Origin of the sequence: Paenarthrobacter aromaticivorans (genome assembly GCF_019038615.1) — a bacterium.
Classification (GTDB): domain Bacteria; phylum Actinomycetota; class Actinomycetes; order Actinomycetales; family Micrococcaceae; genus Arthrobacter; species Arthrobacter aromaticivorans.
Genome location: NZ_JAHOPC010000004.1, coordinates 51974 through 64103 on the forward strand (window position 1 = coordinate 51974; position 12130 = coordinate 64103).

14 protein-coding genes are annotated in these 12130 nt (G+C 62.7%); 4 read left to right on the top strand and 10 right to left on the bottom strand.

What is annotated here, in order from left to right:
* Positions 1 to 14 precede the first annotated feature (14 nt).
* Both KSW38_RS08705 and KSW38_RS08710 read right to left on the bottom strand, forming a co-directional pair.
* Positions 15 to 533: a 2'-5' RNA ligase family protein gene (locus KSW38_RS08705; protein ID WP_216924279.1), complete on the bottom strand. Its 519-nt coding sequence runs from the start codon at positions 531 to 533 to the stop codon at positions 15 to 17.
* Between the two features lie 177 nt (positions 534 to 710).
* On the bottom strand, positions 711 to 1316 hold the full coding sequence (locus tag KSW38_RS08710) for a malonic semialdehyde reductase (RefSeq protein ID WP_216924280.1): 606 nt from the start codon (positions 1314 to 1316) through the stop codon (positions 711 to 713).
* A gap of 254 nt (positions 1317 to 1570) precedes the next feature.
* On the opposite strand from KSW38_RS08710, the gene KSW38_RS08715 reads away from it, so the two are divergent.
* Positions 1571 to 2923, top strand: coding sequence for a uracil-xanthine permease family protein (locus tag KSW38_RS08715; protein ID WP_216924282.1), 1353 nt, complete (start codon positions 1571 to 1573; stop codon positions 2921 to 2923).
* A 4-nt stretch (positions 2924 to 2927) separates the two neighbouring features.
* Here KSW38_RS08715 and KSW38_RS08720 read toward each other — a convergent pair whose 3' ends face one another.
* Both KSW38_RS08720 and KSW38_RS08725 read right to left on the bottom strand, forming a co-directional pair.
* Entirely contained in the window at positions 2928 to 3155 is a 228-nt protein-coding gene (locus tag KSW38_RS08720) for a helix-turn-helix domain-containing protein (RefSeq protein WP_216924284.1), read from the bottom strand.
* Positions 3155 to 3646, bottom strand: coding sequence for a DUF2975 domain-containing protein (locus KSW38_RS08725; RefSeq protein WP_216924285.1), 492 nt, complete (start codon positions 3644 to 3646; stop codon positions 3155 to 3157). Before KSW38_RS08725 ends, KSW38_RS08720 begins: the two co-directional genes overlap by 1 nt.
* Before the next feature lie 211 nt (positions 3647 to 3857).
* Between KSW38_RS08725 and KSW38_RS08730 the strand changes: the two genes are divergently transcribed.
* Together KSW38_RS08730 and KSW38_RS08735 are read left to right on the top strand one after the other, a co-directional pair.
* A complete protein-coding gene (locus KSW38_RS08730) occupies positions 3858 to 4424 on the top strand; it encodes a type 1 glutamine amidotransferase domain-containing protein (RefSeq protein ID WP_216924287.1) in 567 nt (188 codons plus the stop codon).
* A gap of 76 nt (positions 4425 to 4500) precedes the next feature.
* Positions 4501 to 5052: a dihydrofolate reductase family protein gene (locus tag KSW38_RS08735; RefSeq protein WP_216924289.1), complete on the top strand. Its 552-nt coding sequence runs from the start codon at positions 4501 to 4503 to the stop codon at positions 5050 to 5052.
* A 76-nt stretch (positions 5053 to 5128) separates the two neighbouring features.
* On the opposite strand, the gene KSW38_RS08740 is transcribed toward KSW38_RS08735, so the two are convergent.
* The 4 genes from KSW38_RS08740 to KSW38_RS08755 all read right to left on the bottom strand — a co-directional run bounded on the left by KSW38_RS08740 (position 5129) and on the right by KSW38_RS08755 (position 9574).
* On the bottom strand, positions 5129 to 6418 hold the full coding sequence (locus KSW38_RS08740; protein ID WP_216924290.1) for an MFS transporter: 1290 nt from the start codon (positions 6416 to 6418) through the stop codon (positions 5129 to 5131).
* Entirely contained in the window at positions 6415 to 7500 is a 1086-nt protein-coding gene (locus KSW38_RS08745) for a sugar phosphate isomerase/epimerase family protein (protein WP_216924291.1), read from the bottom strand. Before KSW38_RS08745 ends, KSW38_RS08740 begins: the two co-directional genes overlap by 4 nt.
* 111 nt (positions 7501 to 7611) lie before the next feature.
* Positions 7612 to 9108: a MocR-like pyridoxine biosynthesis transcription factor PdxR gene (gene pdxR, locus KSW38_RS08750; RefSeq protein ID WP_216924292.1), complete on the bottom strand. Its 1497-nt coding sequence runs from the start codon at positions 9106 to 9108 to the stop codon at positions 7612 to 7614.
* Between the two features lie 22 nt (positions 9109 to 9130).
* Positions 9131 to 9574 carry a YdeI/OmpD-associated family protein gene (locus KSW38_RS08755; protein ID WP_216924293.1) on the bottom strand — a complete coding sequence of 148 codons (444 nt, stop codon included), beginning with the start codon at positions 9572 to 9574 and terminating at the stop codon, positions 9131 to 9133.
* A 94-nt stretch (positions 9575 to 9668) separates the two neighbouring features.
* On the opposite strand from KSW38_RS08755, the gene KSW38_RS08760 reads away from it, so the two are divergent.
* Positions 9669 to 9926, top strand: coding sequence for a DUF2630 family protein (locus tag KSW38_RS08760; RefSeq protein WP_216924295.1), 258 nt, complete (start codon positions 9669 to 9671; stop codon positions 9924 to 9926).
* A gap of 21 nt (positions 9927 to 9947) precedes the next feature.
* Here the strand turns inward: KSW38_RS08760 and KSW38_RS08765 are convergent, their stop codons facing one another.
* A complete protein-coding gene (locus tag KSW38_RS08765) occupies positions 9948 to 11090 on the bottom strand; it encodes a glycerate kinase (protein ID WP_216924296.1) in 1143 nt (380 codons plus the stop codon).
* A 54-nt stretch (positions 11091 to 11144) separates the two neighbouring features.
* The gene (locus KSW38_RS08770) at positions 11145 to 12107 is read right to left on the bottom strand and encodes a D-2-hydroxyacid dehydrogenase family protein (protein ID WP_216924298.1); all 963 of its coding nucleotides are present in this window, start codon (positions 12105 to 12107) and stop codon (positions 11145 to 11147) included.
* Between the last annotated feature and the right edge of the window lie 23 nt (positions 12108 to 12130).

Below are 12130 nucleotides of genomic sequence, written 5' to 3' on the forward strand. Positions count from 1 at the left end.
TCTGATTCGCGTCCTTATGCGGTTTGCGAGTCCTCAGCCTCTGCGGCGTCCTGCGTCCAGAGCCTGAGGATGCGCCGGATGGTGTGGTTGCCTTCCGGCGCCATGTCCACCAGCGCCACCTGGTCAAGCACGACGACGTCTCCCGGCTTTGGGCGTTTGCCGTCGTGATGCGAGATGTGTGGTCGGTAACGTTCAAGGACGTAATTCGGCGTAGCGATGCGCCCGCCCACGCTGACCACGGCGTCGAAGAGCTCCTCGTGCAGGCCTTGGAGCAACGGGTTTTGTTCCACCAAGCTCACGGGAATCGACCCCATGTGGCCGAAGCCCGCTTCTTCCCCAATGGTCAGTTGCGTTCCGAGGGCTCCCTGGACCGGCGCCTCGGCCAAGTCAGCGAGGACATCGGCGACGTCGGCACTCACGTCAGTTCCGACGTCGAACCTTAACAACGTGATGTGGAGGGGCCAGTCGCTGCGCGGAAACACCAGCCCTGGCCGCACGGGCTCCGTAAATGCCACCCAGATGAGGTTCCGCATAGGCATAGTTTGCCACTCAGCGGGTCAGAACTGACGGGATCTGCGAGAGGGATGCCGAAATAGCCGCAGGATGTGAGAGAGCATCCAAACCCCCGGATCCTCGCTCACATCCTGACCCTTAAGCGCCGATGCTCTCGCACATCCTGTACGAGAGCATCGGCGGAAAAGTTGGAAAGACTAAACTGTGCGAACAACCTCTTCGTAAGCAAACTTCGGCTTGGCTTCGCCCCAGGCGTCCGGGCCGGGCTGGCCGATGTTGACCACGAGGAAGCTCTTCTGGTCGCCGTCGGGGAAGAACTCAGCATCGATGGCGGCGAAGTCAGCGCCGGTCATCGGGCCAGCAGCGAAACCGAGTGAGCGCACGGCCAGAATGAAGTAGCCGGCCTGCAGGTGGGCGTTGTTGTTGCCGGTGGAGGCAGCGAAGGCGGGATCGGCGTCGTACATTGCCTTGGGGGCGCCGTAGGCAGGGAGGAACTTGTCCCACTGACCCTGCCAGTCGGTGTCGTAGGACAGGATGGCGACCAGCGGAGCCGAGGCAGTCTTGGCCTGGTTGCCCTTGGAGAGCGCGTCAACCAGCTTGGCGCGGGCCTCGTCCGAACGCACGTACGTGACGCGGAGCGGCTGGGAGTTAAAGGCAGTGGGGCCGAACTTGGTGAGCTCGTAGATGGCGCGGGCCTGCTCGTCGGTGACCTCACCGGCAAAGCTGTTTGCGGTGCGGGCTTCGGCAAAAATGGCGTCGACTGCTGCGGCGTCAATGACTGCTTCTTCGTGGGCGATCGTCATTCGTAAACCTTTCGCTGGGCCCTGGCCCTGGGGTGGCCGGGCACTTCTGCTTTCCATGGTTGCAACTTCAACTTCACATGTCCTCTTCCCGTGACGGCCCGTGACGTTGAGCACAGTGAATGACTCCGCGTGTCGTTTCCCTGCGTTGCGGGGCCCGATTTGCGCGTCATTCCGAGCGCGAGGCGCGTAGAGAGGGCCCCACAATGGCGGTAATGTTGCACCGAATCCCAACATTCTTCTGAGGAAGGCCCGCCATGAGCATGCTCGGCACCAAATGGAAGCTCCACGGCAACGGGAAGTCGGTCCGGCCCGGCCACGTGGTCTCGCCCGACGAGCGGCTTGCTTGGCCCCTCACCATTGGCATCGGCATGCAGCACGTGGTCGCGATGTTCGGTGCGACGTTCCTGGTACCGATCATTACCGGCATGCCGCCCGCCACCACATTGCTCTTCTCGGGCATCGGCACGCTGCTTTTCCTCATCATCACCAAGGGCCGCGTGCCCAGCTACCTGGGTTCCAGCTTCGCTTTCATCGCCCCGATCATGGCGTCCCAGCAACAGTACGGCGTTAGCGGCGCTTTGGGCGGCGTCGTGCTGGCCGGCGTCGTACTGGCGCTCATTGGTGCCGTGGTCCAGAAGTTTGGCGCCGAATGGATCAACCGGCTCATGCCGCCGATCGTCACAGGCGCGATCGTCGCGCTGATCGGCCTCAATCTGGCGCCGGCCGCGAAAAACAACTTCGACCTCGCACCGGTCACCGCCTTGGTAACCCTGGTGACGATCATCCTGGTCAGCGTCCTTTTCCGCGGAATCCTGGGGCGCCTCAGCATTCTGGTGGGCGTCGTGGTCGGGTATCTCGTGGCGATGATGCGCGGCGAGGTCAGCTACGAAAAGATGGATGCGGCCGCGTGGGTGGGCCTGCCCCTGTTCCAGACGCCCGAGTTCCACATCGGCGTCGTGGGCTTGTTCGTGCCGGTGGTGCTGGTTCTGGTGGCCGAGAACGTGGGACACGTAAAGTCTGTGGCTGCGATGACCGGTCAAAACCTCGACGGCGTCTCCGGACGCGCGCTGATGGCCGACGGCGCCGCGACCGTACTTGCCGGTCTCGGCGGCGGTTCCGGTACCACGACGTACGCGGAAAACATTGGCGTCATGGCCGCCACCAAGGTCTACTCGACGGCGGCCTACTGGGTTGCCGGTATCTTCGCCATCCTGCTGAGCTTCTCCCCGAAGTTCGGCGAACTGATCGCAACCGTCCCGGCCGGCGTCCTCGGCGGCGCAGCGACCATGCTGTACGGCATGATCGGTGTGCTCGGCGTGAAGATCTGGGTGCAGAACAAGGTCAACTTCTCCAACCCGATCAACCTGACCACGGCTGCTGTTGCGCTGATTATCGGCATTGCGGATTACACGTGGACTATTGGCGAGCTGAAGTTCACGGGCATTGCCTTGGGGTCTGCCGCCGCCCTGGTGATCTACCACGGCATGAAGGGCTTGGCTCGCTGGCGCGGCACGGTTGCGGAGCCCGAGACGGAAACGGCTGGGTTGCCTCCTGCCGTGAAGTCCGCGATGAACGCTGCGGCGAAGAGGACCGGGAAGAAGAAATAGGGGGTTATGCCGCCCCGACGTCCTCTACCTCAGCTTCCCACCGCAGCAGATCCCCTGGCTGACATTCCAGCACCTCGCACAGCGCTTCGAGCGTAGTAAACCGCACTGCCTTTGCCCGCCCATTCTTCAGCACAGCCAAGTTGGCAGGTGTGATTCCAACTCGTTCAGCGAGCACGCCCACGGGCATCTTCCGCTTGGCCAGCATGACGTCGATGTCCACGATGATGGGCATCAGATCACCTCGTCGAGCTCGGAGCGCAAGCGTGCCGCTTCCACGTCGCGTTCCACAGCTTGGGCAAGCAGCGCCCGCATCACCAAAACAAGAAGCGCCACACCGCCGATCATCAGCGAAGCCCCGCAAATCAACAGCACAATCCCGGGCGCAATATCGCCCGGAGCCAAGATCACCGCGATGCCGAACATCAACACTGCGGCAATGGAAACAGCTCCGAAGATCACGTCTACGAACCGGAAGGCCGCGTGGGAGAAGACCGTTCCCCGGCGCACCATCGTGAGCAAACGCCACACGCAGACTGCAACAACTTGAACACAGAGAATCCCCAAAACCACGATCACCAGCAGTGCGATACGTGGACCGTCGGGGGCGCCAGCCTCAACAAGGTCGGCAGAGAACAGCGGCACCATCCACACCTGAACGAACAGTGAGCCAGCCAAAACCATCGCAATAACTACCCGCAACGCGAGGATTGTTAGCTTTCCCATGTGAGCTCCTTTTTATCGAACAACAATGTGATTCTATCGATATTCGATCGTTAAGCAATCAGCATCCCAGCGCCGGTCAATAGTCAGGTTGCTTACTAAAACGTCCTCCCCTAGGCTTGAACAGGTCAGACAAACAACTCTCACAGCGGCGGCTAACGCCCGCGCGCAATTGCAAGCGAACGCAAAGCCGCCGCGCAATGGAGGAGGAACGATGTCAGAACACAGCATCACAGGCAAGAAGGTCGCATTTCTGCTGACCGACGGCGTGGAGCAGGTTGAGCTCACCAGCCCGTGGCAAGCCGTGACGGACGCTGGCGGCCAGCCAACGCTCGTGGCACTTTCAAAGGGAAAGCTGCAGGGATTCAACGGCGTGGAGAAGGGCGACACCTTCGACGTCGATCTCGCAGTAGCTGACGCCAACCCATCGGATTTTGACGCCCTGGTACTCCCAGGCGGCGTGGTAAATGCAGATCATCTCCGCGTGGACAAGGATGCGCAGAACTTCACGCGCGCCTTCTTCGAGCAGCACAAGCCCGTAGCCTCGATCTGCCACGGGCCGTGGATCCTCATCGACGCGGGCGTCATCAGGGGCCGCAACGTCACTTCGTACCACACGCTCCAGACGGACCTGAAGAACGCGGGCGCCAACTGGACCGATGAGGAAGTCGTCGTGGACCAGGGCCTTGTCACCAGCCGGAACCCGGACGACCTCCCAGCGTTCAACAGCAAGGTTGTAGAGGAAATCTCCGAGGGCCAGCACGCTGGCCAGACTGCTTAGCGCCACGCTCCCAAGGTCCTTCCCAAGCACGCCGTCACAACATAGCGTGATGCCTGAGAACCCGATGGAGGTACGTATGCGTAAAGTTACCGCTGGGCTGTTCCACTCCGTGGATGGCGTAGTTCAGGACCCGTTCAAGTTCCAGTTCGATAGCTTCGACGAAGAGCTGGGCAAGGGCCTGACCAAGATGATCAACACCGTGGACACGGTGGTTCTGGGCCGCGTCAGCTACCAGGAGTGGGCCGGATATTGGCCGAACGCGTCGCAGGACGAAGATTTTGCCGCATTCATCAATCCCGTGGAGAAGTTCGTCGCGTCCCGCACGCTCTCCGAGCCCCTCGGGTGGGAAAACTCGCACCTCATCGACGGACCGCTGGAGCAGTTCATCACTGACCTGAAAGGGCGTGACGGTGGGGAGATCGCAGTCTGCGGCAGCATCTCCGTGGTTCGCCAGCTGCTGTTCGCGGGGATCCTGGACGAGCTGACGCTCATGACCCACCCTGTGGTGGCCGGCAGCGGTCGGCGGCTTTTCGAAGACGGCGACCCCCTGAACAGACTCGTCCTGGAAGACCAGTACGCCACGAGCAAGGGCAACGTTGTGAGCACGTACAGCCTGCGAAGGGATTGACCGGCTGTTGCCGTAACGACGACGGAACCCCCGCGGTAGGCGGGGGTTCCGTCGTCGTGTGCGTTTAGGAAATTGCTTACGTCCAGGAGTTTGAAGGGACCTCGACGGCGGCGCGCCGGGCCTGCGCGACCCGCACGAGACCGCTGGAGACGAGCGCCCCCACGAGGGCAAGTGCCGCGAGCACGATGAAAACGATGTGGTAGCCGGCAGCTCCCGGGTTGGCATCCAGGATGGAGCCGTAGACGATGAAAGCGAACATCCCCGGCGCATAACCCACGAGGCATGCGATCCCGAAGGCGGTGCCGCTGGTCTCCTCCGGGATTCCAACCTCGTCCATCGGGGCCCAGAACACGCCGCGCATGGTGAAGATGATGAGTGAGAACAGCAGGGTGACGATCATGGCCGGAATCTGGCTGCCCGGATCAGCTGGGAGGAGCAGCAGGACCGCTACCACCGGAATCAAGCACAGGAACCCCAACCGGATGTACCTGCTGGCACCCTTGAATACCTTATCCACCAGGACGCCGCCGATGGGGCCGCCGAGGATCTTCAGGCCGTACTGGTTGATGATGCCGTAAGCACCGACGAGCGCGACGGGAAGTCCGTAGACGTAGGTCAGATAGGGGATGAAATAGGTGAGGCCACAGTAGACCACGTACACCATGAAACTGACCCACCAGAGCTGAGGCAGCTTGGCCGCGCGCCAGATTTCAGCGAGACCAGCCTTATGTTTCCTAGGCGTTGGATTCTCACTGGTCTGGTTGCGAAGCAGCAGGAACAGAAGCACACCGACGGCAATGTCAAGGACCGCATAGAAGGCGATGGCCGCTCGGAAGCCACCAACCCCCGAACCGAGCCAAACGAAGATTCCCAGGGCGGAGAAGGCCACCGCAGTGTCAACGACGCCGCGCCCGCCCTCGAGCAGGCCGAAGAGCCGCCCCTGCTCCTTGGAACCACCGAGCTGGCGGATGCTCTTCAGCAGCGCCGGCCAGACCAGGCAGTCTGAGCACACAGCGAGCAGCGCGAAGACCACCAGGAGCGTATTGAATCCGGGGAAGGTGCTAAGGAACAGACCCAGCGCTCCGCAGCCTACGAGTCCGAGCGGGATGAGGACCCGCGTGGAGAAGCGGTCCGCGAGGTAACCGCCCACAACGAAAAGGGCCGTTGCGACGATCGAGTTTACGCTCAGCAGCGTCCCGATCTCGGTATGGCTGAGGCCCATGGCCTCCTGCATGGGAACGTAGAACGCGTCCTTGAGGTTGGAGAGCTTATAGATCGTACCGCCCGCCATGACGAGCAGAGCGAAGCGGATCCACTTGCTCCAGTCGATGCTTTTCGTCGTCTTCTCGGGGGCTATCGCGCTCATCGTGCACCTTCCAAGGTCTTGTTTGCTTCCAGGTGCGACACAGCGATATCGCGTAATGAGGCGAGCAGGCCTTTCACATACTTCACTTGGTCGTCGGCCCACCCGGGTTCGGCAGCGAGCAGATCCTCCCTGGTCCACCCTGCAGGGATTCCCGTTGTACTGAAATCCCGGTATGGGATAAAGGGGTCGTCTCCCTCATCGGCGTGCCGGAATGCAGGCGCGTAGTACAGGTTCTCCTGCTCAAGAGCCAAGGCGATTACCTGGGGCTCGTCCTTGCCGAGCATCAAGAGTTCGAAGAGCATCCGCGCGCCGGGGAGGTCGTCGTCCGGACTTCCCTGGAGCACGCCGCGGTGGCCATACCCGTCCCCCTCGGGGAGAACGTGAACACCTTTCAAGTGTGCCTGAAGAATGTGCGGTGCGAGCGTCGATAGGGCGTCCATCGGTCTCTCACAGGCATTGATCATGTTCCCGAAATCGAACATAGCGTGAAGTCGCGGGTGGGAGATGCGGCGCAACAGCCCGGCAATCTCGGTTGATCGCAGCTCCTCGTGCTGCTCGAAGGAAAAATGCAGGCGGTGCTCGTCGGCCAGCTCAGCGAGCCAGCGCAGGTCTTCCTCTATCCGAGCTAAGACATCGGAGAGTACGCCTTCGAAACGCGAGTAGACGCGGATGTTTTGGACGCCGAGGAGCCCGGCAATGCGGACTGCTTCCTCCACGTCCGGGCGTGCGGTGGTGCTGATCTCCAGGTGGATGCTGAGACCCAGGCTGCGGGCGCGGTCCGCGAACTGGCGCAAGCCGTCATCGCTCATCCGCCCCAGGCTCCGCTCCTCGCCGTCGAGGACGTGGATGCACACACCCGCCAGGCCATGGCGATGCGCGAAGTCGAGGACATCGTGCGGCGAATAATCTCCGTACGTCAGGTTGCCCAGGAGGGCGTAAGCATGGCCGAACAGTCGGGCGCCATCGATTCGGTCGATCAGGGTTCGGGCAAGCTCGTCGGTCAGTCGCGGCAGCGAGTCGATTTCCTCTTCATTGAGGCGAGGTTTCAGGAGCTCCTGAAATCGGGTGTCGGAAGGGGGCATGGCTGGCTCCTTGGGAGGCGTGCGAAGGGCGGTGAGGATTGTCACACACCATTTGTACGCGGGTAATGGACGTCGAAAAAGATCCATTATGGGCATTGCTGTTAAGTCCATTCAGGACCTTGCGCCGAGCTGCTCCCATCGATCCCAAGCTGCGGCCATCCTGCCCACCGCCTCAGGCATATGATCTTCAGCGGTCCCCGCGAACCCGATCAACAGGGCGGGCGGAAGGCGGCGGGTTACCCGGTATTCGCCGAGGGGGTAGGTGTACACGCCACCCGCAGCAAGCCCTCGCGCCACCTCGATGTCGTCTAAAGGTTCCCGGAGCCAGCCCATGACGTGCAGGCCCGCGTCCACCTGTTCTGCTTGGATCCTGCGGCTTAGGCGCTGATCGATCGCTTCGAGCAGGGCGTCCTGACGGGCCGCATACAGACGCCGGGTCCGGCGAAGATGCGCATGCAAATGCCCTTCTGAAAGGAAATCAGTAAGGGCCGCCTGGAGGACCGTCGCGGGCGGGCGGCCGATGATGGATGATGCGGACGCGAACGGCTCCACCAAATCCTCCGGCAGCACGCAGTAGCCGAGCCGGATGGATGGCGCGAGCACCTTGCTGAACGAACCCACCGTGATGACATGCCTGCTCAGATCGAGTCCGAACAGGGTGGGAAGAGCCTTACCGCGGTAGCGTAGCTCGCTGTCGCAGTCATCCTCGACGATCCAGCTTCCGTTTCGTTCCGCCCAGGCGATCCACTCCGCCCGCCGTGCCGGACTCATTGCTATGCCGAGCGGATGCTGCCGCGCTGGAGTCAGGCAGGCAAGACGAGCCGGGGACTCGACGTCGTTCTCGTCCGGAAGGACCGCCCCCTCCGCGTCAACGGGGACGCCCCGGACCGGGCAGCCTTGGGACTGGAAAGCGAGCCGTCCGGAGATGTGGCCCGGGTCCTCGACGACGACCGTGTCGCCGGCGTCCAGCAGGAGCACCGCGAGCACATTGAACGCCTGCTGGGCGCCGGAGGTAACGATGACCTGGTCCGGCGTGCAGCCCAGACCCCTGACGTCGTTGACGTAGTCCGCGATCGCCTCCCGCAATGGACGGTGGCCATGCGGATCGCCATACCCGTTCATGAACTGCTCGGTGCTGCCGGCATGGCGGCCCAAGAGGCGTTTCCACGTAGCCGCGGGGAAGGCCGACGCCGCGACCTGGCTGGCGACGAATGATTCCGACTCGGCCGGCGCCCAAGCCTGCGGCGCCTCCCCGGACAGATCGGCGCCACGTGAAGAGGTGGCCGCTCCGCGTTCGGACAGCGGTGGCCGGGACAACGGCTGCCGCGGAGCGTTGTCACTCCATAAGGTGTCCACGTACGTGCCGTCGCCCGCGCGCGAGCGTAGGAAGCCCTCGGCGGTGAGTTGCTCGAACGCCGATACCACGGTGATCCTGGAAACACCGAGCTCAGCGACCAATGTGCGGGTGGAGGGCAGGCGGGTTCCGCTTGGCAGTGAGCCCGTCAGGATCTGCGTGCGCAATTGCCCGTAGAGTTGCCGGTGCAGGGGCTGGGCCGCGTCGCGGTGGAGCTCGAGCCCGGCAAGGAGACGGCCGCCGGCGCTCTTCATCCCGCGGACCGCAAAGCTGATTTCACTTCTTCCCCGCCTTCAAATCCGATACGACCTTTGCGATCCGCCGGGCACGGGTCTCCTCCGTTTTGGCGTCCCCAATCGGCTCCACGTATCGGCGTTGGGCACTGTAGTTCAACGTTCCGTAGAAGGCCTTGGCCTCGGGCTCAGCCTCAAGGGCCGCTGCCAGATCGTCCGGAACCTCGATCACCCGCGGTTGGGTGTCCACTTCCAGATCCACGTCCACGGTGTCGCCAGCGGACGCCCCGGTCAGGTCCCTGTTCGCGGAGCTGACACCCACCATGTATTTCCCACCCATTACGGCGATGCTGCTTCTGTAGCTCAGGCCGTTGATGGTGACAACTACTGGGGGCCGTTTGCCGGCATCGAGCGCACTAACGATTTCCTCCGGAACCTCAATGCCGGCCTTGTTGCCATCGCCGATGATGGTCGTGGTGAATTTCATGTCCCAAGTATGCCGTCGGCCACCCGTAGACGCATCCCGTCAGCCAGACTACGTTCGTATAAGCAACTATCCAGTGAACCAAGGAGAGCAAGCCATGGACGAACAGGATCTTCTGGAACGGATTCAGTCACTCGTGGAAGAGGAGCACCGGCTGCGGGATGCAGCGGCGGGCGGCGGAACGGAGGACGCTGTGGACAGCGACGGCAGCCGCGCCCGCTTGGCCCAGCTCGAGGCTCAACTCGACCAGTGCTGGGACTTGCTCCGCCAGCGCCGGGCCAAGAAGCACGCTGGTGAGGATCCCGACGACGCCGAACCGCGGCCCATCAGCGAAGTCGAAGGCTACAGGCAGTAGTCTCGCCCAGCGACGAAGAAGCTATGCCCCCTCAAGTACCTGACTGGTAGCCCAGGCAACATACTTGGCCGCGTTGGCAACGGCGTCGGCGACATCCGGAACACCGTCCTTGCGCTGAGCGACATCCAACAACTGGGCGGCAGCTACTATCCCGTGCTTGGCGAGATCCTCAGGCGTCACTGTGATTCGGCCTGCCACAGCCACAACGGGGATTCCGTGCACGCTTGCGGCGTCTGCCAAGGCGATGGGCGCCTTACCGGTGAGTGACTGCTCATCCATCGAACCCTCCCCCGTAATCACGAGGTCCGCCTCGCCAAGGTGGGACGCCAGGCCGGTCAGCCCTGCGACCAGTGCGAAGCCGCCTTCGAGCGCGGAGTCGGTAAAGGCAAGGAACGACGCCGGGAAACCGCCTGCCGCTCCAGCTCCCGGAACGTTTACGTCCCGGCCCGTGGCTTCCCGAAGGAGCGACGCCCAGTTACGGAGGCCGGCGTCGAGCCGTTCAATAGCATCTTCGTCCGCTCCCTTCTGGGGGCCGAAAACATGAGCGGCACCGTCCGCGCCGAACAGCGGGTTCTGGACGTCGACGGCGATCCGGAACTTGGCTTGCGAAAGCCGCGGATCCAGCCCGGAAACGTCCAGGGCAACCACGTCCGCAAGGAAACCTCCGCCGAGGGGCACCACATTTCCGGCAGCGTCCACGGGCTTGAGCCCCAGCGCACGCAAGGCGCCACTACCGGCGTCGGACATGGCTGAACCGCCAAGTCCTAATACGATCTCGGTGGCCCCGGCGTCGAGCGCCGCAGCGATGAGCTGTCCGCAGCCGTAACTGTGGGCGCGCAGCGAATTCTCGGGGGTGGGCTCCATGAAGGCCAAGCCGGAAGCCTGGGCGGTTTCGATGACGGCGGTGGCTCCGCCGAAAGAATCTTTGCGGATGGCCCACGAAGCTCCCACCGGCTTGAGAATTGGACCCACAACGGCGTGGTTCCGCTCTTCGTAGCCAGCGGCAATGGCGGCGTCGAGTGTTCCTTCGCCGCCGTCAGCTACGGGAAATTGGGTGGTTACAGCGTCCGGATAGACGCGCAGTGCGCCCTCGGCCATGGCTGATGCGGCTTCCGCGGCGGTCAGGGACCCCTTGAACTTGTCCGGGGCGATGAGGATACGCATGGGTCCATCTTGCCAGCTTTGCCCGGAAAGCGATTCCCGGTTACGAAGATTGCGTCACTCGTTCAGTGGGCGAATGGGGGCACCCTCGAGCCACCCCTTTACGTCCTCGAATGCACCACCGTAAAACTGCCGGTAGCTCTCGTGCGTCACGTAACCGATGTGTGGCGAGAGCACGGTTCGCGACGAATGAAGCAAAGCATGTCCAGCGGGCAGCGGCTCTTCGTCAAAGACATCCATGGCAGCTCCACGAATCCAGCCTTCCTCCAGCGCCCGAATCAACGCTGCCTCATCCACCAGTGGCCCCCGCGCGGTGTTGACGAGCACCCCTTCGGGACCCAGGAGCCTCAGCTCTTCCGCTCCTACGATGCCCTCGGTCCGCTCAGAAAGCCGCAGGTGCAACGTCACCACATCGGACTCCCGGAACAGCTCCTCTTTGCTCACCTTCCGGGCTCCGGCGGCCTCGGCCGTCTCCGCCGTAAGGTTCTGGCTCCATGCCAAAACATCCATGCCAAAGGCTTTCGCGTAGCCCGCAATGCGCTTCCCAATCTTGCCCAGGCCGACGATTCCCAGCGTCTTGCCTTCGAGTTCAAACCCGACGGCGGTCTGCCAGCCGCCTGCCCGCAGCGAGTTTTCCTCCACCGCCAGGTTGCGGGCAAATGCGAGCAGCAACGCCCACGTCATCTCCGGTGCCGCTGCTGGCGAACCGCCAGTTCCGCACACCAGGATGCCACGCTCCGACGCTGCCTCAAGATCGATCGCAGCATTGGCCATGCCCGTGGTCACAAGCAGTTTCAGGTTGGTCAATGACTCAAGCACACGGCGAGGGAAACGCGTCCGTTCGCGCATCGCCACAATGATGTCGAACGGTGCCAAAGCTGCCACAGCCTGCTCTTCCGAAACAAAAGGTGCGCTGAAAACGCTGACCTTCACGCCGTCGTCGAGCAGTGAATCCCAAGGTGCGTAGTCGCTGGCGACCTGCTGATAGTCATCAATGATGGCCAAGCGGAAACTCGTCACGTCAATCTCCTCGCGCGGCGGCT

Coding starts and splice junctions, on each gene's coding strand:
- KSW38_RS08720 (WP_216924284.1), bottom strand. CDS start 3,155: ATGCCCATCATCGTGGACATCGACGTCATGCTGGCCAAGCGGAAGATG.
- KSW38_RS08745 (WP_216924291.1), bottom strand. CDS start 7,500: ATGCCCCCTTCCGACACCCGATTTCAGGAGCTCCTGAAACCTCGCCTC.
- KSW38_RS08760 (WP_216924295.1), top strand. CDS start 9,669: ATGGACGAACAGGATCTTCTGGAACGGATTCAGTCACTCGTGGAAGAG.
- KSW38_RS08725 (WP_216924285.1), bottom strand. CDS start 3,646: ATGGGAAAGCTAACAATCCTCGCGTTGCGGGTAGTTATTGCGATGGTT.
- KSW38_RS08715 (WP_216924282.1), top strand. CDS start 1,571: ATGAGCATGCTCGGCACCAAATGGAAGCTCCACGGCAACGGGAAGTCG.
- KSW38_RS08710 (WP_216924280.1), bottom strand. CDS start 1,316: ATGACGATCGCCCACGAAGAAGCAGTCATTGACGCCGCAGCAGTCGAC.
- KSW38_RS08730 (WP_216924287.1), top strand. CDS start 3,858: ATGTCAGAACACAGCATCACAGGCAAGAAGGTCGCATTTCTGCTGACC.
- KSW38_RS08740 (WP_216924290.1), bottom strand. CDS start 6,418: ATGAGCGCGATAGCCCCCGAGAAGACGACGAAAAGCATCGACTGGAGC.
- KSW38_RS08755 (WP_216924293.1), bottom strand. CDS start 9,574: ATGAAATTCACCACGACCATCATCGGCGATGGCAACAAGGCCGGCATT.
- KSW38_RS08735 (WP_216924289.1), top strand. CDS start 4,501: ATGCGTAAAGTTACCGCTGGGCTGTTCCACTCCGTGGATGGCGTAGTT.
- pdxR (WP_216924292.1), bottom strand. CDS start 9,108: ATGAAGAGCGCCGGCGGCCGTCTCCTTGCCGGGCTCGAGCTCCACCGC.
- KSW38_RS08765 (WP_216924296.1), bottom strand. CDS start 11,090: ATGCGTATCCTCATCGCCCCGGACAAGTTCAAGGGGTCCCTGACCGCC.
- KSW38_RS08705 (WP_216924279.1), bottom strand. CDS start 533: ATGCGGAACCTCATCTGGGTGGCATTTACGGAGCCCGTGCGGCCAGGG.